15 protein-coding genes are annotated in these 25,272 nt (G+C 36.3%); 4 read left to right on the top strand and 11 right to left on the bottom strand.

All coding sequences use genetic code 11. The annotated features are described in order from the left end of the window. Positions 1-131: 131 nt before the first annotated feature. The 11 genes from IPJ80_01600 to IPJ80_01550 form a co-directional block, all read right to left on the bottom strand. Positions 132-1,319 (bottom strand): beta-lactamase family protein, encoded by a 1,188-nt coding sequence (locus IPJ80_01600; GenBank protein MBK7912176.1) that lies wholly within the window; start codon positions 1,317-1,319, stop codon positions 132-134. 341 nt (positions 1,320-1,660) lie between these two features. After that, positions 1,661-2,215: a dihydrofolate reductase family protein gene (locus IPJ80_01595; protein MBK7912175.1), complete on the bottom strand. Its 555-nt coding sequence runs from the start codon at positions 2,213-2,215 to the stop codon at positions 1,661-1,663. 254 nt (positions 2,216-2,469) lie between these two features. Beyond that, positions 2,470-4,818, bottom strand: a complete 2,349-nt coding sequence (locus tag IPJ80_01590) for a DEAD/DEAH box helicase family protein (GenBank protein ID MBK7912174.1) — start codon at positions 4,816-4,818, stop codon at positions 2,470-2,472. Between the two features lie 11 nt (positions 4,819-4,829). Next, entirely contained in the window at positions 4,830-5,144 is a 315-nt protein-coding gene (locus IPJ80_01585) for a hypothetical protein (GenBank protein MBK7912173.1), read from the bottom strand. Continuing rightward, positions 5,125-7,155, bottom strand: a complete 2,031-nt coding sequence (locus IPJ80_01580; GenBank protein ID MBK7912172.1) for a histidinol-phosphatase — start codon at positions 7,153-7,155, stop codon at positions 5,125-5,127. The genes IPJ80_01585 and IPJ80_01580 overlap by 20 nt, the downstream gene beginning before the upstream one ends. Beyond that, positions 7,152-8,381, bottom strand: coding sequence for a restriction endonuclease subunit S (locus IPJ80_01575; protein MBK7912171.1), 1,230 nt, complete (start codon positions 8,379-8,381; stop codon positions 7,152-7,154). The genes IPJ80_01580 and IPJ80_01575 overlap by 4 nt, the downstream gene beginning before the upstream one ends. Next, a complete protein-coding gene (locus IPJ80_01570; GenBank protein MBK7912170.1) occupies positions 8,378-9,895 on the bottom strand; it encodes an N-6 DNA methylase in 1,518 nt (505 codons plus the stop codon). The genes IPJ80_01575 and IPJ80_01570 overlap by 4 nt, the downstream gene beginning before the upstream one ends. 512 nt (positions 9,896-10,407) lie before the next feature. Then, entirely contained in the window at positions 10,408-11,403 is a 996-nt protein-coding gene (locus tag IPJ80_01565; protein ID MBK7912169.1) for an alpha/beta hydrolase family protein, read from the bottom strand. Further along, positions 11,396-13,432: a hypothetical protein gene (locus IPJ80_01560; GenBank protein ID MBK7912168.1), complete on the bottom strand. Its 2,037-nt coding sequence runs from the start codon at positions 13,430-13,432 to the stop codon at positions 11,396-11,398. The genes IPJ80_01565 and IPJ80_01560 overlap by 8 nt, the downstream gene beginning before the upstream one ends. Continuing rightward, on the bottom strand, positions 13,432-13,863 hold the full coding sequence (locus IPJ80_01555; GenBank protein MBK7912167.1) for a hypothetical protein: 432 nt from the start codon (positions 13,861-13,863) through the stop codon (positions 13,432-13,434). The genes IPJ80_01560 and IPJ80_01555 overlap by 1 nt, the downstream gene beginning before the upstream one ends. A 234-nt stretch (positions 13,864-14,097) precedes the next feature. Beyond that, positions 14,098-15,528 carry a hypothetical protein gene (locus IPJ80_01550; GenBank protein MBK7912166.1) on the bottom strand — a complete coding sequence of 477 codons (1,431 nt, stop codon included), beginning with the start codon at positions 15,526-15,528 and terminating at the stop codon, positions 14,098-14,100. A 1,071-nt stretch (positions 15,529-16,599) separates the two neighbouring features. On the opposite strand from IPJ80_01550, the gene IPJ80_01545 reads away from it, so the two are divergent. The 4 genes from IPJ80_01545 (at position 16,600) to IPJ80_01530 (ending at position 25,221) form a co-directional block, all read left to right on the top strand. Then, on the top strand, positions 16,600-18,792 hold the full coding sequence (locus IPJ80_01545; GenBank protein ID MBK7912165.1) for a glutamine synthetase III: 2,193 nt from the start codon (positions 16,600-16,602) through the stop codon (positions 18,790-18,792). Between the two features lie 742 nt (positions 18,793-19,534). Beyond that, positions 19,535-19,798: a co-chaperone GroES gene (locus IPJ80_01540; protein ID MBK7912164.1), complete on the top strand. Its 264-nt coding sequence runs from the start codon at positions 19,535-19,537 to the stop codon at positions 19,796-19,798. A 33-nt stretch (positions 19,799-19,831) separates the two neighbouring features. Beyond that, positions 19,832-21,469, top strand: coding sequence for a chaperonin GroEL (gene groL, locus IPJ80_01535; GenBank protein MBK7912163.1), 1,638 nt, complete (start codon positions 19,832-19,834; stop codon positions 21,467-21,469). Between the two features lie 326 nt (positions 21,470-21,795). After that, positions 21,796-25,221 carry a T9SS type A sorting domain-containing protein gene (locus tag IPJ80_01530; protein MBK7912162.1) on the top strand — a complete coding sequence of 1,142 codons (3,426 nt, stop codon included), beginning with the start codon at positions 21,796-21,798 and terminating at the stop codon, positions 25,219-25,221. Positions 25,222-25,272 lie beyond the last annotated feature (51 nt).

Here is a 25,272-nt window from a genome sequence, read left to right as displayed (position 1 = left end):
AATAGAATAAAGTGTAAAGATACGAAGCTGGCAGGGGAAATGCCAAATCTGAAAATGTATGGATCCTGAGCCAGAGAGAAGGTGATCTCTACAAAATCCGGTATTCTCACAGCTGTATTTGTACAGACTTATTATTTTTTATTATTGTATGGAATATAGCCATGCCATTTCCAGGGAATGCACGTAGGGCCAACTAAAGTTTCTATAAGTTCTTGATATATGGATTCACCATTTTCACTATTGATTAAAATGACAATAGAAATGCCTTTGTCAATAAAATTTATATTGTAATTTCTCCAGGCCCCTCCATTGCCTTCTTTGAAGATGGCTTTACCGTTTGGACAATGTAAAATTCCCCATCCCAAACCATAAGACAATTTAATTTCTTTATATTCTGATGATTTTTCAAATGTTATCGGTGGAAATTGGGTAACTGAATGGATTTCAATTTGGGGTGTAATCATTTCATTAAACCATTTCTTTTTTAATCCTTTTTTTTGCATGATATATTCTATAAACTTAGAATAATCTGCTAAAGTTGTTACCAAAGAGCCTCCTGCAACTGCTTCTGTGCGTTTACGTTTTTTATCAATGTCGCCATTGCTCATATGGCCTACAGCTACATTGTCATCACCAAATGAATTGTGCCAAACATACCCTGTTCGGGACATTCCAATAGGCTTAAAAACATTTTCAATAGCTAATTCATCAATTTTTTTATTTGTAATTTCTTCTACAACCAATTGCAAGAGTTTAAAACCTTCACCGGAATAGGCGTATTTTGTTCCGGGGCTAAAGTAGATTTTCATAATACCCAAGGTATCTTGTTCTGAGGTGATTGGATTAAACCATCTTACATTAGGCAGTCCAGTAGTATGGCTTAAACACATTCTTGCGGTTATTAATTTCCAATTATCATCATTCGTTAAATCGGAAAAATAGTCGTATTCAGGGATTGGTTTGTTTAAATACAGGTAAAGCGGTTTGTCAAGATCCAATTTATTTTGTTGAACTAATTTCATTATAAGAAAACCAAATACAGCTTTACTAAAAGAAGCTCCATACATAATCGTACCAGGGTCAAGCAATTCATTTTTAGGTTTATTTCTATAGCCATAGGATTTTATAAAAACAGTTTTATTATTGTTTAGTACGGACAGGCTTAAGCCGTCAATATTTGCTTCGTTCATTAATCGTGTGATGGATTTATCAATTTCGTTAATCGAAACTTTGCTCCCATCAAGCTTAGTGATAAACTGTGATTGTCCAATGCTTAAGGTGAACGAAGTCAAAAATACAAGTGTGATTATTCCATTCATTGTATTTGTATAATTATTTATTGCACCAGCCTTTTGTATTTTTTTGAACGATTTAAGGCTTGTAAAAACTGTTGGGTCATAATGTGGGATCGACTCATTAATTGCAAATTTTGATAAAGGTACATTGCAGAATCTACCTGGACCCTGGCTTTTTTGTTAAACTTTTAAGCATTTCAAAATGGGGCAAATCGATTGGTATAGACTGGAAGCAAAATAATTTCTTTCATTTGCTTATGTATAAATAGTGTGAGACGGATCCTGTCAGCATGTATTAGGTAGTACCTACTGCCCGATGAGCGATTCATACATCTGGCTATCCAATGTCATAAAATTCTAAATTGTCAGTCGTTTTTTATAGGCTGGTAATAAAGTATAACCGGGCCGCTGTTAAAGTTTTTTGTCTTTAAGAGATTAAGCATCTTTCTGTCCTGCATATTTTCAAACAAGGGCAAGCCGCTTCCGGCCACCACTGGGTGAACCATGAGTTGATATTCGTCAATCAAATTGAGTTCCATTAGTTGAATAATTAAGCTCCGGCTGCCAATAAAAATGGCTTTGCCTGTTTGTTTTTTGAGTTCTAAAAGCGCTTCCTCAAGTGTTTTATTCGCCAGCTTTGCACTTTCCCATCCTGTGCTTTTCAGTGTATTAGAAAACACAAGTTTTGGAACTTTGTCTATTGCAATTGCAAAGTCGTCCATCGATTTGTCTCCAGAAGGATTTATGAGTAGCGTTTGCCAAAATTGCATGAGTTGAAAGGTAATTCGACCATAGAGGATTTCGCCCGATTCATTTAGCAAATCGGAATAATGATCATGTATTTCTTCGTCCGGACTAATCGCTGTGTGGTCGCAATATCCGTCCAGTGTCATATTGATTGCTGCAATTACTTTTCTCATTCTATCATGTTTATATTATTTAGTCTTTCATGTATATATGAAAACACTTTCGCTGTTGTTGTTTTATGAATACTAAGGATTTTCGGCTTTGCTTTTTCTATTTTTTTGAAGAGTCGATAAATATTTTAAAGCAATTTTGTCTTGCGTTGGCTTTCCAAACTCTTTGACAAAGCATTGATCCGTGTTTGGGCTTTTGCAGCTTAGCTATGTGTATCACTTTTGTTCGTTGCCTGTATATACTTGGATTCCTTTCATTACGCTGCTTTCTGTTTGTAAAGATGTTCTTGAAATTCTATGAACAGTCTACTAATGTTTGCTACGTCTCCTAAAATTTCTTTGGCGTCTTCCAATGATTGATACTTGTTTGTCAATAAGATTGGAAGTTTTTCTTGGTCGAGTTCGTCAACGCCTGTTTCAATATATTTACTCAATACGAACGTGATAAACTCTTTTTGTTTGTCGTTGAGTAAAGCAAAGATGGTCGCTTCGGCTGCTTTGGCTCTGGCTTCTCTTGTCATTGCGATATAGTCGCCATTGAAAACGTATTCCAGTACATCATACAAGTCGCTTTTTTCCATATCTACTAACTTTTGCAAAGTCAATAAATCGTCTTTTGGGAAACCTGCTGCATCTAAATTCTCTAGCAAGGTTTTTCTTGTTAATGGGTTGCTCCAAAGTTTTCGCAATTCTTCTTCGTCCCTGAAAAGTTTGGGCAATTCTCCAAACAGATTATTTAAAAATTCTTCGGATGAAATGGGTTTACCATCGGCACTCCAAAAAGAAGTTGAAATCATAGATTGTATTTCTCTTTCTTTTCCATTGCGTAGTTTGATTTTTATTTTCGGCTTCTTCAGAGTTAGCTCACCTGTATCTAAAAAAATTTGTGGTACGGTTGGTTTAGGTGTTGGATATAGTTTAGATTCTTTTGGTTCTTCTTCCAAAGGTTCACCGTCCCATTCGGGATCGCTGAAATGTTTATAAGCATCTACAAAGTCGTAAATGGTAAAAAACTCTTTGCCGTCAAACAGTCGGGTGCCACGTCCAACAATTTGTTTAAACTCAATCATTGAATTGACTGGACGAAGCAAAACAATATTCCGAATGTTTCTTGCATCAACACCTGTAGAAAGTTTTTGCGAAGTTGTCAGAATGGTTGGCAATGTTTTTTCGTTGTCTTGAAATTCACGCAACAATCTTTCACCTTCTTCTCCATCATTGGCAGTTACACGAACACAATAAAATGGGTCTTTGCTTTTTGCATTTTGGTTTACCAAATCCCTTATCAATGCTGCGTGTGCTTGATTGGCACAGAAAATTATTGCCTTTTCATTCTGATTTGCTTCTTCTAAAAAGATGTTTACACGCTTGGCTTCACGTTCTACAATTTCAATGGTGCGATTAAAGTCTTTTTCTTCATAGAGTTTACCTTCTTCAATTTCACCTTCCACAATGGTATCGTCCGAAGTATAGCGATAATCATCTAAGGTTGTTTTAATGCGTTTTACTTTGAAGGGCGTTAAGAAACCATCATTAATTCCTTCTTTAAGCGAATAGATAAAAACTGGTTCGCCAAAGTATTTGTATGTATCCACATTGTCTTTTCGCTTGGGTGTGGCTGTTAAACCTAATTGAACCGCAGGACTGAAATATTCTAATATGCCCCGCCAATTACTCTCGTCATTTGCTCCGCCACGATGGCACTCGTCTATGATGATGAAATCAAAGTAGTCGGCTGGGTATTCGCCAAAATAGGGCAGAGGTTTTCCGTCTGCATCCGTACCACTCATAAAGGTTTGAAATATGGTAAAGAAAATGCTGCCATTGGTTGGTACTTTTCCGCTTTTTTTAATTTCAGTGGGTTTAATTCGCACCAAAGCATCTTCGGGAAATGCTGCAAATGAATTGTAGGCTTGATCTGCCAAAATATTTCTGTCTGCTAAAAATAAAATTCTCGACCTGCGGCTACCGTCTCGTTTTAAATTCCAACGGGTTTGAAACAATTTCCAGGCAATTTGAAATGCAATGGCCGTTTTTCCTGTGCCTGTTGCAAGTGTAAGTAAAATTCTGTTTTTGCTTTGAGCAATGGCTTCAACGGCTCTCTGAACGGCTATTTCCTGGTAATATCTTAACTGCCAACTTCCGCTTTTATCTTCAAACGGCACATTGGCAAATTTTTCTCGCCAATCCGCTTCAGCATTCAGCTCTGAGTCTGACGGAGGGAAGGTTTTATTCCAAAGTTGTTCAGGACTTAAAAAGTCTGGCACCAAACCTTCTTCACCTGATTTCATACAGATTTGGTAAATGTTTTTTCCGTTGGTGCTATAAGTAGTTTCCAATTGCAATTTTTGAGCGTATTTCTTGGCTTGCATGACACCTTCGCCAACTTCTAGTTCATCGCTTTTTGCTTCTACAATTGCTAACTTGATGCCTTTGTAAACCAACACGTAATCGGCAATTTCTTTTTTGCCATTCCCACCGCCTGTTTGAATTTTTCCTAGTGTAATATGGTATTCACGAAGGACTTTAGAACCTTCTACAACGCCCCATCCACATGCCTTTAACTTGGGGTCTATGAGTTCTGCTCTTGTTTCTGCTTCGTTCATTTTATATTCATTTAAACAACACCACTTGCTTGAATGGCTTCTGTGTATTTTTCTATTGCACTTTTGTAAAGCTGTTCGCTTTCATCTTTGAAGCGACTTTTATTTTCAACTAGCTCATTGAACTTTTGAAAAAGGTGTTTGTAGATTATTTGATGTGCCGTGTTTTGTAACAAGCCTGCATCATAATCATTCATTTCAAAATCATCAGCAATTGCTTTATCGAGTAAAGTCAATAAATCTTCTTTACCAATTTGGTCTATTTCAATCCACTGGTCAGGCTCTTTGAAGAAGTAGCCTTTACCGTTTTCAATTTTTAAGTATATCATAGGACTGTTTTCTTTCAATGTATGCTGAATCACCTGCTTCAAGGCAATTAAGCATTATATTATAATTATTAATTTCTTCGCCATCAATAGATTTTAGTATTGGGTCAGCAGGATTACCCGAATAAACTTCATAAACTGCTTTGCCACCAACAATTTCCTTCTTTGTGTAGAGAATATAATCAGGCTTAATAGATGCTCCTACTGTGTTGTTGTGGGTAACAACAATTACAGGAACTGTCTTTGAAATTTGCCTGATTTGCTCATTCACTTCATTTTTTAAAAACAAATTATCAAATGATGATTCGGGTTCATCCACTAAAAGCAAATCAAAATGATGAGCATTTTGAATTTTTTCAAGTAGATTAAATTCTGACCTTTCTCCACCTGAAATTTCGGCATCAAATTCATTCAATATCCGATAACTGACATCTACAAAATATTTATAAAATTCAGTTTCTGGTATACGCTCCATTTTCTTTAGTTCATCCAAATATTGAATAGGAGAATCGTATAGTGGATAAGCAATACTGAAAGCAGTTTGTTGAATGCCGCTTTTGTTTTTTAGCTCTTGTGCTCCGTTAAATCTTCTTGTTGATGCCACAATCTTAAACCTACGGACATCTGTTTGTTCAATTACTTTTTCTCTCTTGATTTGAGTTGCAATATTTTCAAATTTCCTTAGCTTATCTTTTTCAAGAAGAATTGTATAGAAGTCAACATCTTTAATGTGTTCTGATGCTGTTGATGATTGCAACTCCTTTTGAATATTAAAAACAAGAGAATTTATCCACCTTGCTTTCAAGTTTTTCTCTTGCACTTCTTCATATTTCTTCATTAAATCAACAACTAACTCTTGCAACACCTTTTTAGAAATGTGGCTATCTATTAGAGTTCTGTATTGAGTATTCTCAATAAGTAATTCGGTTGCAGTTACTAATTGCTTTAATGTATCGTTGCTTGTTTCAATGAACTTGCTTTCATTAAACAGAGTGCATTTTGAGTAAACATCTTTTTTCTCTTCTTCTGCTGCAACTTTTAACAATGAGGTTAAATAACTTTCAATCCGTTTTTCATTTTCTTTTCTGTCAATTTTTGAAACATCTTCTACAACTTCTTTGAATTCTTTTAAGAATTGTTCTGAAATACTGCTTTGTTTAGTAGTAAGCAATTCATCAAATTTCTTTTTGTCTCTTTCTTCATCCGTTTCCAATAGCTCAAATTGCTTAATGTGTATGACATTGTCATACATAGCAGCAATTGTTTTAAGTGTATAGGTTTTACCTGATGACCTTTCACCTAAAATTACATTCAAACCTGTTGAAAGTTTTTGACCATTTTCAAAAATCTGAAAAAACCGATGTCCTTCTGTATGATGAAGAAAAACTTTGTGCTTATCCATCAAGCACGTTTTAATTGCCCTTAAAGAAGTATCATCAATATCAATAAAAGTTTGGCGTGGTGAGAATGCAGTCATATTCTCTGTAAATCTCAAATCACTAAATAAAACAGGAACTAAGCTGTTTGCATCTTTCAAACAATATTTGAATTTCTTTGCACTGGTTACTTCTCCCGATGTAATATGTGGTTTTAATTTTTCAATTATTTCAGGTCGAATAATTGGAGTTTTATCATAGTGCGGAATTAAAAGGTATCGACTTAGGTCAATGAATATTTCATTTAGCTTTTGAACAGTAATAAATTCAGATTCACTTGTGATTAAACTTTCAACTTGGTTGCACTTGGCTTCAAAGTCATCAAGTTCCGCATTTTCTGAGACCAATAGCAGATGTCCTTTCTCTAAATTTATTTCTATTCCTGGCAAAACTTTTATTCCAAGTTGTGCTGAAATCTGATTGAATTGAGGTAAATCAAATAAGTTGTGATTGGTAACTGCGATGCAATCAATAGCTAACTTTTCAACATACTCTTTTAGCTTTGGAAGGCTAAATATAAATGCTGAATCACTGTATTGTGATGGCTTTGTATGTAGATGTAGGTCTATCTTTTTCATACTGCAACCGCTTTTTCAGTTTTCAATTCTCCTGCAAATGCTTTTTGTAGGATAGATTTTTTCAGTTCTTCCAAATCGTTGATTTTTCTTTGGTATATGTCTTTTAGCTTTTGACTTTGCTCTGCTATTGAATCTACCTTGTCAATTATCATTTCCTGCTCTTTTAATGATTTCGGAAAAGGAATTTTCAATGAGGAAAGTGAACCCTGATTTAAACTCCTAATTCCAACTCCATTCCCACTTTCTACAAGTGTTTTTCTTGTCTGTTGAATTTTCAAAAAATGACAGAGATAGTTCGGATTAACTATTTTTGAATCTAACCTAATCCTTATAGTGAAACCCGAATGAGAAACTTTTTCATTGATTTTACCTGCTAATAACGTCCGACCAATTAATTGAGGATTACCATTAGAACGGACAGCCAAAATGTCCCCTTTTTTTAGCAAGTCAGTTTCGTTTATCTTACCATCAAGAGAAACTTCAACCAAATCATTGTCTGGAACCCAATAACTATCTTGAAAATCTTTGACCCCAACTATTTTTATTTTCTCCCCCTTGCTTCCTTTTGTATAGTTTATTCCATTCCTAAATGTTGCAAATTCTCCTAAAAGTTTTTGTTCCCAATCAGTTCCCTTTTGAGTGAATATTGCCTGTGCAGCATTTTCAAAAAGTTCATTTGCATTTAATAAGTTATGTTCGGCATTGGCTTTTACCTTATCTATGGCGGCAAAGCACTCGTCTAAAATGGAAACAATGCGTTGTTGTTCGGGGAGGGGTGGAAGGGGGACTTCAACAGAACTAACAAGAGCAATATTTAAATTTCTAACAGTTGAACCTGCAGCTAAATAATCAAATTGTTTAAAAACGTAAGGTGATGAAAGTAAGTAGTATAAAAACTCTGTATCAAATACTTTACTTCCGTTTTGCTTTAATACTAACCAACCATCGTGAATACAACCTGTTGTTTTCATTATGTATGGTCTTCCAAAGCTCATTGAGTTTGAAAGAATGAAATCACCTTCATTTACTAATCTTGTTTTATGCAGTCCGTCCTTTGTAATCTTTTCTTTGGTTTCATAAATATATTTTGTGGACGCTGTTGCATCAGAAATTTTTATCCAATTAATACCATCGGGAGAGTTCGTTAAATATTTATCTATAGGTCGAGGAGAACCACCACGCTCAATAGTTAGAATATCCCCCAATTTTTTCTTTCTCCAAGTCATATCAATTCCAAAATTGAGTTTAATATTTCCGCACTTTCTTCATCCAAGGCTTTCATTTCTTCCAATATCTCGTTTGGTGAACGGAGTCGAGCCGCTTCTTTTTTGTTGGGGTTTTTAACACTTAAATCAAAAGTGCTTTGGTCAATGTTTTTAATGTTTACTGTCCAGGAGTTTTCGCTATCGGCAAAGTTTTTTTGTAGTGCTACAAATTCTGCCAAGTCGTTTTCGTTGAGTGGGTTGGTCTTGCCTAAATTACGATCAAGGTTCAACTGGTAAAACCAAACCTTTTGTGTGGGCTTGCCTTTTTCAAAAAACAGCACCACGGTTTTTACCCCTGCACCGGTAAAAGTTCCGCCCGGTAAATCCAATACGGTATGCAGGTTGCAGTTTTCCAACAAAGTTTTTCGTATAGCAACCGTGGCATTGTCGGTATTGCTCAAAAACGTGTTTTTAATTACCACACCTGCTTTGCCACCTGCTTTCAGAATTTTAATAAAGTGCTGTAAAAAAAGCGAAGCGGTTTCGCCTGTTTTAATGGGGAAATTTTGTTGCACTTCGGCACGTTCCTTTCCGCCAAAAGGTGGATTGGCAAGCACTACATCATAACGGTCTTTTTCTTGTATGTCGGCAAGGTTTTCGGCAAGGGTATTAGTGTGTATGATGTTGGGGGCTTCTACTCCGTGCAAAATCATATTCATAATGCCAATGATATACGCCAATGATTTTTTCTCTTTGCCATAAAAAGTGCGTTTTTGCAGGATCTCCCAATCTTTTGTAGAAAGTGATTTAACCTGTCCTGAGCTTGCCGAAGGATTTTTCAGGTAGTCGAACGCTTCACACAAGAAGCCCGCAGAGCCCACAGCGCCATCATAAATTTTGTCTCCAATTTCTGGGGCAACTACTTTTACAATGGTGGTAATGAGCGGTCGGGGTGTGTAGTATTCTCCACCGTTTCGGCCTGCGTTGCCCATGTTTTTAATTTTGTCTTCATACAGATGGCTCATTTCGTGCTTCTCTGCATGGGTGCGGAACCGCAACTCGTCAATGCGGTTAATCACTTCTCGTAAATTGTAGCCGCTTTGTATACGATTTTTCAGTTCACTGAAAATCTCGCCTATCTTGTATTCAATGGTGGCGGCACTTTCGGCACTCTGTTTAAATTTTTTGAGGTAAGGAAAGAGTTTGTTGTTTACAAAGTCGGTGAGGTCGTCACCTGTCATTGCCTTGTGGTGGTCTGGTTCGACAAGCTCACCATCCTTCATTCTCGTCTTAGAATTCGGCCCCTGAGCCTGTCGAAGGGGCATTGCCCAAACTGTCCATTGGTAATCTTTGTCAATTATGGGCGTGTAAGTCTTGCCTGTGAGTTCCGCAGCTGTGGCTCGGTCTTTCTCCAAGTCGTCCAAATATTTGAGGAACAAAATCCAACTGGTTTGCTCCACATAATCCAATTCACTGCCACAACCGGCATCTTTGTGAAGTATGTCGTCTATATTTTTAAAGGTCTGCTCGAACATTATTTATCTTAGTTTTTATCAATTTGTAAAGTTAAGATTCTTGTCGTTGCCATTTGTCCAGTTGGCTAATATAGAATTAAAAACGATGTGTCCAGCTTTTTGCGGGATAAACTTGAAGGAAAATAAGAAGTACAGGTGGGTTGGCAAGGAGTGTTGGTTTAGTAGCTGTCCGTTTTTAATATTGTTTGTATGTCTGTGATCACCATTCAAAATGGTTTATTTTTTGCTAGTTTTAGTTGTCTGTTTGATTCTATCGATAAAGACGTTACACATGATTTTATAGAGTTGGTATTGCCAAAGTGCAGGAAATAGAATTCCGCCTGTCGCAGCTGACCACTGCTGAATAAAGATATAAAAGATGATGATCTAGACATAGTTAAATATTAAAGATTATGCTGGATATGCAGATGCATAATGCAAAGAAAGATGAAACACGGCTTCCTCCAGCCTGCATTTTGGCAATACCTATGTTGTTAACAGTATGGCCAACATGATGAGTTTGTCTTTCAATTTTAAGTTAAGGATTTTATTTCCTTTATCATGTCTGCTAAAATAGAGTTGAGACTAAAAAATACGGAAGTGTGAGCACTATTGATATAAAAAATTGGCGGTTTTTTATAAATATCATTAAGGATTAACTGATACTTAGTTGGGACAACTTCATCATATTTACTGATGTATTGTTTTATATACTTTGCTTTACAGTTATTGCCAAGATATTTTTGGTCAGCAATTGCCCAAATATCATTTAATTGTTTCTCTGTTACATTTTTTTTTAGTAAATCTTTTTTTACAAACCTTGTCAGGCTCCCATTCCAAGTTATACCTCCAAGCTCTGCACCTGTAATAAAGGGAAGGTAAAAATCTAATTCTTCAACCGTAGCTAATAGTCCAGCTTGAAACCCGCCACTGCTCATTCCAACAATTCCTAGTTTCTCATATTTACTTCTATAATAACTTACAATCTGTCTAAGTTCTGAAACATATTGCCTAAAGTTTGCAACAGTAAAAAGTTGATTGGCACTAATAAAAAGCTCACCCGAATAATAACCATCTGGCGTCCTTTCTTGATGAAATGGTTTTATGGGGAGTATGCAATCAATGCCAGCTTTTGAAACTTTTGTGCAAAAATTTTGTTCCATTTTTAAATTTGGCCTCGCCCATCCTGGAGAGAAGATTAAAAGAGTGCTCGCAGAACCTTCACTAAATATTTTATAGTAGCAATTCGTGTTTTCTTGAAATTTCGTAGAGAAAGGAGAAGTGAAAGAAAATGATTTGCACTTTGCCGTTTCATTTATTTCTTTAATATCAAAAAGATAATCTGGCAATTCACTTTTTCTGTAAAAATTCTCCGGCCAATTAAAATACTGCTTTGAAAACTCGTGAAAACTATCATTAGAATATTCTTTGCCATCAAATTCTTCCTTTTCGAAAAGAAGCGAACAGGATTTTTTATTAGTAACCTTTTGATATAGGTTATCAATTAATTGGCTAAAAAATTTATTCATAGGTATATAATTTAGCTTTAGTTACATCTTTCTTAGAAATTGTATTTGAATAAACCTCTTCGATAGAAAGTGACTTAATGAATACATTTGACTCTTCATAGTATGATTTAGTTAATTCTACAATAAACTTCCTAAATTCTTTTGAAAAATCCTCGACAGAATTTGATTGAATTAGTCCACCAATTAAATCCCGAATTAAGTAATACCTTATTCGTTTATTTTCTATAAATCCATTAATTATAAACTCATTCCATTTGATCTGGTAACTTCTTGGAAAATGTAAAGATAAAATTGAAGGGTTAGTTTTGTTGATTAATTGCCATTCGTTGATCACAAGACTGTTTTTAGATTTTGAAAGCAATGTTAAGATATAATCTCTATCATTTTCAAAACAAGAAGCAAGAAAAGTCAATAGGCTATCTCTCCAAATTTCATTATTAAGAATATTTAATTCAAATATTTTTCCGGCCACATACCTTGATGGCTTTTTATTTTCGAGAAAAGAAATATAGTTTAATTTTGGAGTAATTCTTTTAATGATTTCAGGGGATTTTATTACAAAGAATTGATTTGTAATTTCGGAAAATATCCCTTCGTCGGGATTATTATCAAAAAAACTATTGTCTAAATAATAAAATGGATTAAAATCAAGTTGCCCTTCAATAATTAATGGGTTGATAATTTTCTTACTAGTATTTAAAATATCCAAATAAAATTCCGGTGTCTGATTATTTATTTTTAGCAAATTATCAATAAAAATTGATAGAAAGAAGTAGTTTGATTCCGTTGGATTAGATAAAATTATTGATGTAATTGTATCAATGGTTTTTTGTTTATTTATACTAACCTGCATAATATAAACATTAAGAGCTATTGTACTTAGGTATCCATTAATACTGAATTTTCCAAATTCTATCATTTCCATAGAATTATTAATAAAGCTTAACTCATTCTTTGCATCTAATGTTTCATTAAAAAGGTCAATGAAATATTTAAAGTATCTATCTAATTGTTCTCGTTGAATTTTTATTTTGGATTTAGTATCGCTATACTCTATAAAAAAATAATTATTAATTTGTCTGCCAGTTTCAATGTTGCCTATTCCTTTATTCCATTGTTGGATACCTGCTGCTTCTAAAAAAGCAAATACCCTTTCTTTGATTTTAGATGAAATTGGGTTGTTTGAATTTCCGTAAATACTGTCGAAAATGAATTTATATTTTTCAAAGAGTAGCCTTTTAATAGTATTGATATTTTCGATTTTCCCTTTTGAATCTATAAGTACTTTAACAAAAAAAAATATTGTCAATTTTAATATAGTTAATTCCTTTTTGTCTTCCAATTTTCCAATATTAAGCATATTATATTTAGGAGTTATCTCGTTCAAAAGGTTTATAATTCTTTCAGGCTCTTTGAAGTAACTTAATGCTAAAATATCAGAATAGTTTTCAATAGTTGTGTCATCTTCAGTCAGCTCTAAAATGAGATTACGTAAATCTGAGTAATTTACTTTTGCCTTTAAGAAATGCAGAAAAAGGGCCTTTTTTAAATTGCTTGAACCAAATTGCTTTATGTTGCCACTCAATTCTTTTGATGATACTGTTTTCTTGGATAATAGAGTTTCAAAAAAGGTACCTATAAAATAAGTATAAAGGGAATTATTGAATTCGCACAAATGATTAAATATTGGGAATAGGAAATCCGTTATCCTGTCCGTTCCTTGTAGCATATTAGAAACTAATATACCATTAATATTACTGATTTTGTATGGATTTGTGTAGGAATTGTCTATGTGGCTTCTGATTTTATACAAAGTGTCAGCGAAAAAAGCACGATCACTTTCAAGTTTTTGAGTAGTAATTATTTCAGCAAATTCAATGTTTAAGGGATTGGTATAACTCCCTAAATCAATTTTATTATCTGCCAATGAAGGTTGATTTATTTTGTATTTTGAATATAAAAAAACAAACACATAAATAGTTAAGAATAGAGCTGATAAAATTATAGGAAACAAATCGGTTGTTGTCATTATTTATAGAGTGTTGAGTTTGAAAATTCAGTAGACTTCATTAATATTATATAAACTAATGTAGATACTACAACAACTAAAGTATTTACAAGAACTGTAGTAATATTTATATTATTTTCTGGAAGGGATAAAACATTAATGGCAACAATTATTGTCCAGAAGAAAATAAATAATGGGAGAATAAGTACATTTATCAACTCCCTTAAAAATATAAATTTTGTAGTAGTATTAAAAAAATAGTCTACACAGACACCTATTGTTGCAGCACAACAAAAGTAAAGGATTGAGCAATCAATTAACATACTTTTGAGGCTAAATATTTTGGAAGAATCAATTGAGGCGTTCATCAGTTTTGTCCATAAGGGCATAAAACCAAAGAAAACAGATAGAATAAGCCATATGGCTGTCTTTATTATGCTTTTTCTTTTCATATTGATTTCAAGGTTTATTCATTAACATTTAGGTTTAAAAATAATCAATTTACTTAAATTCTGTCAACTATCTGATTTCATTATAATATTTATATCAAAGTTTTGAAGATATCCGAAGGTTGAGATCTTGAAGCACTTCACTGTCAACCAAACACAAAATTTGATAGAAGCACAAAGCTTGATTTAACCACTGAACCGCCACTTTTGGTTAGGTGCTGTTAGATGTAGACCTTCTTATTTCAACAAGGTCCTTAAGTTGTCAACCGAGGTTTTTACTGTCTTGTCGAGCATCAAGTTGGATGATTTGCCTTTGTGTTCTTCTGTTATATATTTTATTAAGTCGTTTACAGGAGGCGATGTAATACTTGGTTTAACTATTTCTATGAGTTCTTTAAATTTTCGTTCGCACAATGAAAATTGCAGTCGGCTTGAAATTTTTGAATCTGTAAAAGATAAAGCAGCAATGTTTGCTTGGTGTGAGTCAAGACTGGAAAGAATTTCTGTATATATTTCATTGGCTGAAACAGCGACACCATTTCCATTAGTCAAAAATGTTTCAACGATAGCCATCACAAATTTCTTTTCTACTGACTTTGGAATTTTCATCGGTTGTCCGATAATTCGTAAGAGTTGTCGAGCAAAAGCAGGTTCGTTGTAAAAATTGTTGAAGCTTCTATGTGCAGACAAGAGGTTGTCAATGGTATTGTCAATTTCAATTGCTCTCAGGTCATCAGGAATATAACTTTCTGCATTGACAATTTGGAGAAACTGTCGTGATAACTTTTTTTCGTCTTGGCTATTGTTTGCTGTAAAATGAGCATACTTTAAACCAAATGATTGCTTAACATCTTCATCGACACGTCCCCAAATCTCAGGTAGTAATAAATTGATATTTTGATGCGTTTGGCTAGTGGTTTCGGGTCTTACATATATTCCGAAAAATCCAGATGCCAAATTGTTTATCTGTTCTTGCGTTAAGCTAGTTGAGAATACAGCAATTTCTTGTGCATCGCTTGCGGAAATAGTTGTGTTTTTTACTCCTTGAAGAAGTTGCTTAATTCTAATTGTAACATTTGAAATGGGTAATGTTATGACTTCTTTTATGCACGTTTCAAGCCAAGAGACTAATTGTAGTCCTGTTATTTCGCTATTATTTGGATGAGCAGCACTTGCCCAATTTCGCATATAATTTATGTATTCGAGATGCTTAAATCCTAAGTCTGAAATTAGCCCAATTTCTTTAGCACCTTTAATTAGGTCGTAATCATCAACTTTATCTAAATCATTATCATCCTTGAGTCTTTTTCTTCTATCTCCAGTTACGGCATTGTCATAAAAGAACTCAATGTCATATTGTGAAACACGTTTTCTTATTTGCAAAATTGTTTCATCCCATAGGTAATTTAGAGACGCGTCAAAAAGTCCAGAAGCTGTGCTTGCTATAAATTTGGAAAGATAAAGTGATTGTTGTTTTTCGTCTTGCGATATTTGGTTAAGAACGGTGTCAAGGTTCTTAAATACATTTACTCTCTCTGGGATGTCAACAAAAACACCCTCAGTAGGTAAATTATGTAAACTTAAAACTTGCTTTAATCCAGTTTCAAATTCGTTCAATTGAATTATGCCATTATTAGCTTGTTGATTCTGTGGTAAATTTTCGTTCATTGTCTTTGTTTTAGGATTACATCTAACTCGTTCATACAAGCTACAAAATATCGCATGGTCAATATATGTGGTTGGTTAAACTAGGTTTTAAATCCCTTCCTATGCAAATTTAAGTTTTTCTTTAATTTTTAAAAAGGCTTCAAGCAAATGAAAGATTAATTTATCCTTAAAATTTAATCATCCTGGGATTTTTCTGGAGCGTAAGCATGAATTACATCGCTAATTTTTCAAATTTAAAGCCCATGACGCGTTTTTTAGTCAAGAGCGATACATATTACCAAACTTGAAAAAGAATCGCCGACATGCAATATAAATAAGCTTTTCTTGCTAGGGTTCCAACCCATAAATATCTTTCGCTAAGCCGTAGGTTTCACCTACGTCCTAAATTTCAACCATAGAAGAACCTAAGTTATGCACAAAATAAAACGAAAACATGATTTAGGCTCCGCCTATAATGAGTTACATGATTTAAATTATTTCAGCTTAGTTTTTTCCTTTATAGGTTCAACCTATGCATGTCCCCTTTGCCATTGAAATTTTTTTCATTAATTTTTCAATCAAAATTAGGAGATTGCAGGATTCCAGAATTGCACCATTGCAGGATTTTATCAGCATTATTCAGCTTGAAAATTGCTGTTTTATTGCATGTTTTCCGTCGTTTTCCGTGCTTTCTCGGCATTTGACGCTATTACAAGCAAGTATCCTGGGAGTATGTACGGGATATGTACGGAGTATCCACGGAGTATCTACGGAATAGCTATACAAAGTGTCTTGTCAGCAATTAGTAGTCAGTGGCAAGTGGATCGTGTATATAATCCTAAAATAAAGTACAAGTTAAAATCAGGTTTCAAAGATTATAGGATTACAAGATTGTAGCATTGCAGCATTCTCCCCATCCACATATCAGGTTAATAAAAATATAAATATTTTTAGTAATTTTTAGTCACTTCAGACTATTTTACATAAAATAATTCACATTTATTTGTTAAAAACTGTGATTTCGTGGGGAAAAGCTCAAAATATTTAAATAATTTTGGGCATCCATTTATTTTTAATCTAAAAATTAAGCTCATGCCTACCAACCGCAGTACTGCCCTCAGTTTGTTTTTATCAAGACCCAAAACCCCGAAAGAACGGGATAATGCTAAAATCTCCAGTTATTATGGGGAAAATGTGTTTACCGACAATAAGTTAAGAAGCTATTTGTCTAATGATGCGTATAAGGCTTATACCCAGACCATCAACAACGGACAAAAAATCTCCCGGGAATTGGCGGACCAGATTGCCGCGGCTTTGAAGGCCTGGGCAATGGAACAAGGCACCACCCATTACAGTCACTGGTTTCAACCATTGACAGGGAGTACTGCCGAAAAACACGACTCCTTTTTTACATTGAGCGGTTCCGGATCGGCGCTTGAAAAATTTGACGGGGATGCTTTGGTTCAACAAGAACCGGATGCGTCTTCATTTCCAAGTGGTGGTTTACGGGCAACTTTTGAAGCCAGAGGGTATACAGCATGGGATCCCATGTCGCCTGCATTTATAATGGATATCGCGGGTTCGAAAACCCTTTGTATTCCAACGGTATTTATTTCCTATACCGGAGAAGCCCTCGATCACAAAGCACCGCTTTTGCGTTCTGTCGAAGCATTGGATAAAGCAGCTACCGGCGTAGCGCGTTATTTTGATCGCTTTGTCAACAAGGTAACGGCCACCCTGGGTTGGGAACAAGAATATTTTGTAATCGATAAAGCCATGTATTATGCGCGTCCGGATTTAATGTCCAGCGGACGAACCGTCTTTGGGCGCGGACCAGCTAAAGGCCAACAATTAGAAGACCATTATTTTGGAACCATTCCGGAACGTGTGTATGCCTTTATGGTAGACCTCGAGCGCGAATGTCATAAACTGGGAATTCCATTGCGCACCCGCCACAATGAGGTCGCACCCAGTCAATTTGAATGTGCTCCGATGTTTGAAGTGGCAAACATTGCGGTAGATCACAATCAACTCTTGATGGACTTAATGGATCGGGTAGCACGCAGACACAATCTGATTGTTTTGCTTCATGAAAAACCTTTTGCAGGCATCAACGGGTCCGGTAAACACAACAACTGGTCTATGAGTACCGATACCGGTACTAATCTCTTGGGTCCGGGTAAAACGCCACGCAATAACCTGCAATTCCTTACTTTCTTTATCAATACCATCAAAGCGGTTCACGATCATGCGGATCTCTTACGTGCAAGCATTGCAGCAGAAAGCAATGACTATCGCTTAGGAGCCAACGAAGCACCTCCTGCCATCATCTCGGTCTTCATTGGGGATTACCTCACCAAAGTCTTAGAAGCGATTGAAATGCGCGTAGACAATGATTTGAAGGAGGAAGAAGAAAATGAATTGAAACTCGATATTCATAAAATGATTCCGGATGTCATGATGGACAATACCGATCGTAACAGAACCTCTCCCTTTGCATTTACAGGAAATAAATTTGAATTCCGGGCTGTCGGTTCCACTGCAAATTGTGCAGATCCGATGATGATCCTTAATATGATTGTAGCCAATCAGTTGAATGAATTTAAAGAGCGCGTAGACAAACACATAGCAGATGGCGAGAAAAAAGATTCTGCCATCCTTAAAGAACTTCGCGAGTGCATAAAATCTTCAAAAAACATTTTGTTTGAAGGAGATAATTACAGCGAGGCCTGGGCAAAGGAAGCAGCAAAAAGAGGCTTGCCAAATATCAAAACCACGCCGATGGCATTGGATGCATTTACAACAGCCAAAGCCAATAAAATCTTTAAGGATATGAAAATCCTCAATGACAAAGAGCAAGAAGCGCGTCATGAAATCTATCTTGAAAAATACATCAAGAAAGTTGAAATCGAATCCAGCCTTGTAGAAGAACTGGCATTAAACCAAATCTTGCCGGCTTGTATCCGATACCAAACTGAATTGGTTTTAAATATCAAAGCAAGCAAAGATGCCGGATTGTCAAAAGGCGCATGCGCTACGCAGGAATTACTCGCAGAAAGTATCTCCAAACACATTAATGCCGCCTACGAAGGAATTGAAAAAATGCGTGTTCAACGAGAAAAAGCCGAACACCAAAATTCAACCCGCTCCAAAGCCATTTATTTCTGCGATCATGTAAAACCAATTTTTCTGGAAATTCGCGATCACGTAGATCAACTGGAATTGATTGTAGAAGATTCCTACTGGCCTTTGCCAAAATACAGAGAGATACTTTTTAATAGATAAGTCATTTCAAAAGAAAAAAAATCCCGGACTAAAACCTGGGATTTTTTTTTTTGAATAGTGCTTTTTTTTAATCGATCCATTTAAGACGAGACAAAATCAACCCTCCTCCCAAATCAAGGGTTTCAACCCTTGATTTTTCGAAAGACTCAAAATCAAAGAAACAAAACAACATCACGCACAAGCTCCACCCATCAATACACCCCTCCTCCCCAAATCAAGGGTTTCAACCCTTGATTTTTCGAAAGGCCCAAAATCAAAGAAACAAAACAACATCACGCACAAGCTCCCCCCCAAAATCCACTCCTCCTCCACAAATCAAGGGTTTCAACCCTTGATTTTTCGAATGCCCCAATCAAAGAAACAAACCCAAAAAGCTCCTTATTTCACAACCACCAACCTCCCTCATCTCCAAATCAAAAACATTCCTCCATATAAAAAAAATCACCCAATTATTCCTATCTTCCAGATTATCAACCACATACACATTGACACAGGTGTCATAGGGCATTTTTAATAAAAAAGCCTCATTTTTTAGATTTTTGATGCATTTTGAGTAAAACGCAGGCCGTTTTTTGCAAAATCATGTCAATTTGTCCCTGGTTTTGTCAGATTTTAATGCAAATCCGTTGGATTTTGACATAAAACCCTGCCAAAACGTGTTTTTTATTGGGATGGCATAATCTATGATACGGCAGTAGTGTAATTCGCAAATTTTTAATTCACTTAATAAAAATAGATTCATATGAAACCAATCAACGACCGGGTCGTAATTAAACCGGCTCCCGCTGAAGAAAAAACTAAAGGGGGAATTATCATCCCAGACACCGCTAAAGAAAAACCACTTCGTGGAGAAGTTATTGCTGTTGGTCCGGGAAAGGACGGCAACATGATGACTGTTCACAAAGGCGATATGGTATTGTACGGCAAGTATGCCGGACAGGAATTTCAATACAAAGGCAATGATTATCTGATCATGCGCGAAGACGACATTCTTGTAATTATCTAATCATTCATTCATTTTAAATAAATAGCAAACGATATGGCAAAAGAAATAAGTTTTAATGCCGATGCCCGTGAAAAATTAAAATCAGGCATCGATCAAATGGCAAATGCGGTAAAAGTAACACTTGGACCAAAAGGACGTAACGTCGTAATTCAAAAAAGCTTCGGTGCACCTCAGGTAACTAAAGACGGTGTGACCGTTGCAAAAGAAATCGAATTGGAAGATCCAATTGAAAATATGGGTGCGCAGCTTTTAAAAGAGGCAGCATCAAAAACAAATGACCTCGCTGGTGATGGTACAACGACTGCAACTGTATTAGCGCAATCAATTGTTGCTGCTGGTATGAAATACGTTGCAGCAGGTTCCAATCCAATGGATTTAAAACGCGGTATTGACAAAGGCGTAGCAACAGTTATCAATGATTTACAAAAGCAATCCGAACAAATCGGAAATGATTTTAGTAAAATCAAACAAGTTGGTTCGATCTCTGCAAACAACGACGAACAAATCGGAGACCTGATCGCAAACGCTATGAAAAAAGTGGGTGTGAATGGAGTCATCACGGTTGAAGAAGCAAAAGGAACTGAAACAACAGTTGATGTTGTTGAAGGTATGCAATTTGATCGCGGTTATTTAAGTCCGTACTTTGTTACCAATGCAGAAAACATGACAGCTGATTATGAAAATCCGCTGATCCTGATTTACGATAAGAAGATCTCTAACATGCAGGAAATGTTACCGATCCTTGAAAAAGTAGTTCAAACTGGAAAACCATTATTAATTATTGCCGAAGATGTAGATTCACAAGCATTGGGCGTATTGGTGGTAAACCGTTTACGCGGTGGATTGAAAGTGGTTGCGGTGAAAGCTCCAGGATTTGGAGATCGTCGCAAAGCCATGTTGGAAGACATTGCCATTTTAACCAATGGTACTGTAATCTCTGATGAAAAAGGATACAAACTTGAAAACACCGAGTTGGACAACTTAGGTACCTGCGAAAAAATTTCCATCGATAAAGACAACACTACCATCGTAAAAGGAAAGGGTGCCAAGAAAATGATTGAAGCGCGTATCAACCAAATCAAAGCGCAAATCGAAACAACAACATCTGAATACGATAAAGAAAAATTACAAGAGCGTTTAGCTAAATTAGCTGGCGGTGTTGCAGTTTTAAATATCGGTGCTCCGACGGAAGTTGAAATGAAAGAAAAGAAAGATCGTGTAGACGATGCATTGCATGCAACCCGTGCTGCTGTTGAAGAAGGTATCGTAACCGGAGGCGGCGTGGCTTTGGTGAGAGCAATCCCATCTTTAAACAGAACCCGTACTGTCAATGAGGACGAAGCATTGGGTATCGAGATCGTTAAAAAAGCACTCGAATCTCCAATTCGTGTAATTGCTGAGAATGCAGGTGTTGAAGGATCTGTTGTTTACATGAATGTTGCTGCAAAGAAAGGCTCTTATGGCTTCAATGCAAGAACTGGTGAATACGAAGATTTAAAGAAAGCCGGTGTAATCGATCCAACAAAAGTAACCCGTATCGCTTTGGAAAAAGCAGCGTCTATTGCTGGAATGATCCTTATGACGGAATGCGTTGTAAACGACAAACCAAAAGAGGACAAAGGCGGAGGCGGCCATCACCACCACGGCGGTGGAATGGACGGTATGATGTAAGAACCGTTTTAAACTATACTACTGAAAAAAGTCCTGCCTAAAAAACAGGACTTTTTTAATTTGTAGGTATAATCAATATTTTTTGGATTGCCACGAATGCACGAATTAAGGACGAATGAAGAGGAATCGCCACGAATGCACGAATTAAGGACGAATGAATTTTACACTTCGCATCTTCCATTCGTCTTCCATTCGTGCATTCGTGGCATTTCTTACATTTTCCATTCATTGCAACTCTTACCTATCAGTCCACCAACGCATGCATGTTTAAAATTTATCCGTTGAACCTTCTGAATTGCCTTAATTTTACCAGTTCAATGTTGCATATGAAAAACCTACTCCAATTCCTCAGCTTATTTTTAATCTTAAATAGCCTCGCCGCCCAGGATACCGTCACCGTCCAAACCTTCACCTGGGACAGTACAACCCGTAGAGCGGTATTCCAATTTCCCGATGATCCGACACAATCCTATCGTAAAATTATCATGCAATACAACATGCGTTGCCATGGCGCAAGGGTAGGAGTTGGCAGTGTGGGCTGTTATGAATGGGATTACAGCTGCAATACCTTTATCACCGATAGCACCAAACAAGATAGCAGTTTAGCCACGATTGGAAATTATGTGATTTCCGGGTTTAACGGATTGCAATTTTACTATACCACGATTCCAACATTCACCTACTATAATTCATTTCAAAAAAATGTAAACTATAGTGGAACCGTATCTGAACAAAAATTTGCAATTGGAAATGGAACCAATAATACAATTAGTTTTAATTCCAACGATGGAGTTTACCGCGCGCAATACCTGCTCACAGCAAACGAATTGTTGAGCAGCGGAATGAAAGCCGGAAAAATTACCGGATTGGATTTATTTGTGGTTGCACCGGGATCAAAATTGGATAATTTTCGCATTCGCCTTAAACATACCAAATTAAATGCGATATCAAATCCAGATCAGGAATCACTTTCAGAAGTTTATTTTAAGGATACCAATTTCAATCCATCGGGTATTCAACACTTTCAATTTTACAATGCCTTCAACTGGGATGGTATTTCTTCGATCTTAGTAGATTTAAGTTATTCAAATCCAGCAAGCACCACTGCACCTCAATTGGCTGCACATTATGTTGGCAATGTCCAACAATCAACTCACGCAAATGCATTGGAGCGGTCCTTGGTTTGGGATGGTTTGAGCAGTAAATTGGATGGCGGTAAATTGAATGCCATTTCTAATGAACTCACCGTATCCTTTTGGTTATTCGGAGCAACACCCATTCAACCAAACAACAACAGTGTGCTGGAAGGAGTAAATGCAAACAATCAACGGGCACTCAACATCCATCTTCCCTGGAGTAATGGAAGCATTTATTTTGATTGCGGTTTTAAAAATGGAGGTTATGATCGGATTGAAAAAGCAGCTGCTGTTTCTGATTACGAAGGACAATGGAATCATTGGGCTTTCACTAAGAATGCAGTAACCGGCGAAATGAAAATTTACAAGAATGGTACTCTATGGCTCACAGGTCTTGCTAAATTAAATCCCATTCAATTGAATTCCTTAACCATAGGCGATGCATCCAACAATGGAATCCCTTACAACGGACGCATGCGCGAATTGTCAATCTGGAATAAGACATTGGATTCCATACAAATCAATCAATGGAAAAACAAAAGCATCGATCCATCCCATCCAAATTATTCCAATCTGGTATTTTATTTTCCGTTTCAAGAAACAACAGGAGCTCTAATAAATGATTTAGCAGCTAGCCCGCAACATGCAACCCTCCCAGTTTCCTTAAACAGAAATCAAGAAAGGGGTCATCAATTACTCATGAATTTTACAAACAGTAATTTGCGACCCAATATGATTTTAGTTCAGGGAGTCTATACCGGACAAGTGGTTACAGACATTCCGGTTCTGGATTCGATACCGAATGGTCCACGGACTGTACGCCAATACAAAGTAGTTAATAATGACTTGATTTTAGATTCTACTTTTTATGTCTATGCAGCCGCAGAAGACAAAATTTATCTCGAGAATGGAGATGCATACGGTACTACGTTTATTGATCCGGAAGATTTAATTGATATTCAAAATTTAAAATACTATCTCCGCACGCCTGCAAAGTTTGAATTGCTTTCATTGGTTACACCTTATGGAAATAACCTGGATCTTGGAAAAGATGGAAAAACATTTCAGTTTGATGTAACGGATTTTACACCCATCCTTAAAGGCAAATGCATGTTATCGATGGAGTTAGGAGGGGAAAATCAGGAAGAAATCGATATCAAATTTTTATTTATAAAAGGAATTCCGGAACGCAATGTATTGGACATTGCAAATATTTGGCCGTTTCAACGGGGTTACTTTTCTGAAATATTAAGCAACAAACGATTTGAAGCGCGCAAGTTGCGATTGCATCCAACAGCTAAAAATTATAAATTGAGATTCTCTGTTACCGGTCACGAACAAAATGGAGAGTTTACACCCAGAGCGCATTTTGTTACGGTCAACGGTGCCAGCAGTAAAAAATTTCCATTTACGGTTTGGAAAGAATGTGGCTTTAATCCAATCTACCCACAAGGAGGAACCTGGATTTTTGATCGCGCCGGATGGTGTCCGGGCGCACCAACAGAAGCTTTTCACTTTGATATCAGTAATTTGGTAAACAGTGGTCAGGAAATTAATGTGGATTATGGTTTAGAGCCTCCGCAATTAGATCAGGCAAATTATTTGGTGTCGAGTCAATTGGTTTCCTACGGTCCTTTAAATCACAAATTGGATGCATCCATAGAAGAAATCGTAAGACCTGTGAGCAATCGGGTAGAATTTGATCGCCTGAATCCATCTTGTAATTTACCAACCGTATCGATTCGCAATACAGGGGCTGATGAAATTCGTACGCTTAAAATTGAATACGGTATAAAAAATCGAATCAAAGAAATTTATACCTGGAGCGGAGTATTGAGTTCGCTTACTGAACAACGCATTGAATTGCCTGTGACTCAAACTGATTTTTGGAATCCGGGTCCAGACAGCATTTTCCTGTTTGAAGCAGCTATTTTAGAAGTGAATGCTCAAAGCGATGAAGATCTTTCTAATAATATTAAAAGGGTAGCGTTTAAACCGGTTGATCGATACAACGGATCCATCTTGTTTGAATTTAAAACCAATAACATCCCACAGGATAATTCTTATAAAATAGTAAACAGTCAGGGTCAAATCGTGATTGAACGATCTAATATGGCACCCGTCACAGCCTATCGTGATGAGTTGTTGTTACCTCCCGGTTGTTATACCTTATATGTAAACGATGTTTCAAATGATGGATTGAATTTCTGGTACTTTCCAACGTATGGAACCGGATCCGCACGCATCATGCGTAAAGTAAACAACACCGTGATTCCGATTAAAACATTCAATCCTGATTTTGGTGGTGCCTTTCAATACGATTTTGTGTTGAATGGTCCGGTAAAAACCAATGAAGAAAACCTCACTGGAATGTTGAGCATTACACCCAACCCCAGTCATGGAAATGTTGACATCGCATTTCAATCACAATTATCAAATCCGGTGCAGATAAACATCAGAACCCTCGAAGGAAAAATCGTGTTTACAGACATCAGCAATCCTGGAAAATCCGGGCAGCCCATTAACTGGTCGCCAAAAAATTTGGAAGCCGGCAGCTATTTTGTGCAGATTATTCAGAATAATAAAATTGTAACGAGGAAATTAGTGGTGCAGTAAATACGATAATTTAAATACGGGTTTTAGTTTTTTATGGATGCGTTCTGTTCA

The sequence above is a fragment of the Saprospiraceae bacterium genome (assembly GCA_016714025.1).
Classification (GTDB): Bacteria; Bacteroidota; Bacteroidia; order Chitinophagales; family Saprospiraceae; genus Vicinibacter.
Note: the sequence above shows the minus strand (reverse complement) of the source record. Positions and strands in the feature narration are given on the sequence as shown.

Coding starts and splice junctions, on each gene's coding strand:
- IPJ80_01575 (MBK7912171.1), bottom strand. CDS start 8,381: ATGACTTGGAGAAAGAAAAAATTGGGGGATATTCTAACTATTGAGCGT.
- IPJ80_01580 (MBK7912172.1), bottom strand. CDS start 7,155: ATGAAAAAGATAGACCTACATCTACATACAAAGCCATCACAATACAGT.
- IPJ80_01530 (MBK7912162.1), top strand. CDS start 21,796: ATGAAAAACCTACTCCAATTCCTCAGCTTATTTTTAATCTTAAATAGC.
- IPJ80_01600 (MBK7912176.1), bottom strand. CDS start 1,319: ATGAATGGAATAATCACACTTGTATTTTTGACTTCGTTCACCTTAAGC.
- IPJ80_01540 (MBK7912164.1), top strand. CDS start 19,535: ATGAAACCAATCAACGACCGGGTCGTAATTAAACCGGCTCCCGCTGAA.
- IPJ80_01595 (MBK7912175.1), bottom strand. CDS start 2,215: ATGAGAAAAGTAATTGCAGCAATCAATATGACACTGGACGGATATTGC.
- IPJ80_01570 (MBK7912170.1), bottom strand. CDS start 9,895: ATGTTCGAGCAGACCTTTAAAAATATAGACGACATACTTCACAAAGAT.
- IPJ80_01590 (MBK7912174.1), bottom strand. CDS start 4,818: ATGAACGAAGCAGAAACAAGAGCAGAACTCATAGACCCCAAGTTAAAG.
- IPJ80_01560 (MBK7912168.1), bottom strand. CDS start 13,432: ATGACAACAACCGATTTGTTTCCTATAATTTTATCAGCTCTATTCTTA.
- groL (MBK7912163.1), top strand. CDS start 19,832: ATGGCAAAAGAAATAAGTTTTAATGCCGATGCCCGTGAAAAATTAAAA.
- IPJ80_01555 (MBK7912167.1), bottom strand. CDS start 13,863: ATGAAAAGAAAAAGCATAATAAAGACAGCCATATGGCTTATTCTATCT.
- IPJ80_01565 (MBK7912169.1), bottom strand. CDS start 11,403: ATGAATAAATTTTTTAGCCAATTAATTGATAACCTATATCAAAAGGTT.
- IPJ80_01545 (MBK7912165.1), top strand. CDS start 16,600: ATGCCTACCAACCGCAGTACTGCCCTCAGTTTGTTTTTATCAAGACCC.
- IPJ80_01550 (MBK7912166.1), bottom strand. CDS start 15,528: ATGAACGAAAATTTACCACAGAATCAACAAGCTAATAATGGCATAATT.
- IPJ80_01585 (MBK7912173.1), bottom strand. CDS start 5,144: ATGATATACTTAAAAATTGAAAACGGTAAAGGCTACTTCTTCAAAGAG.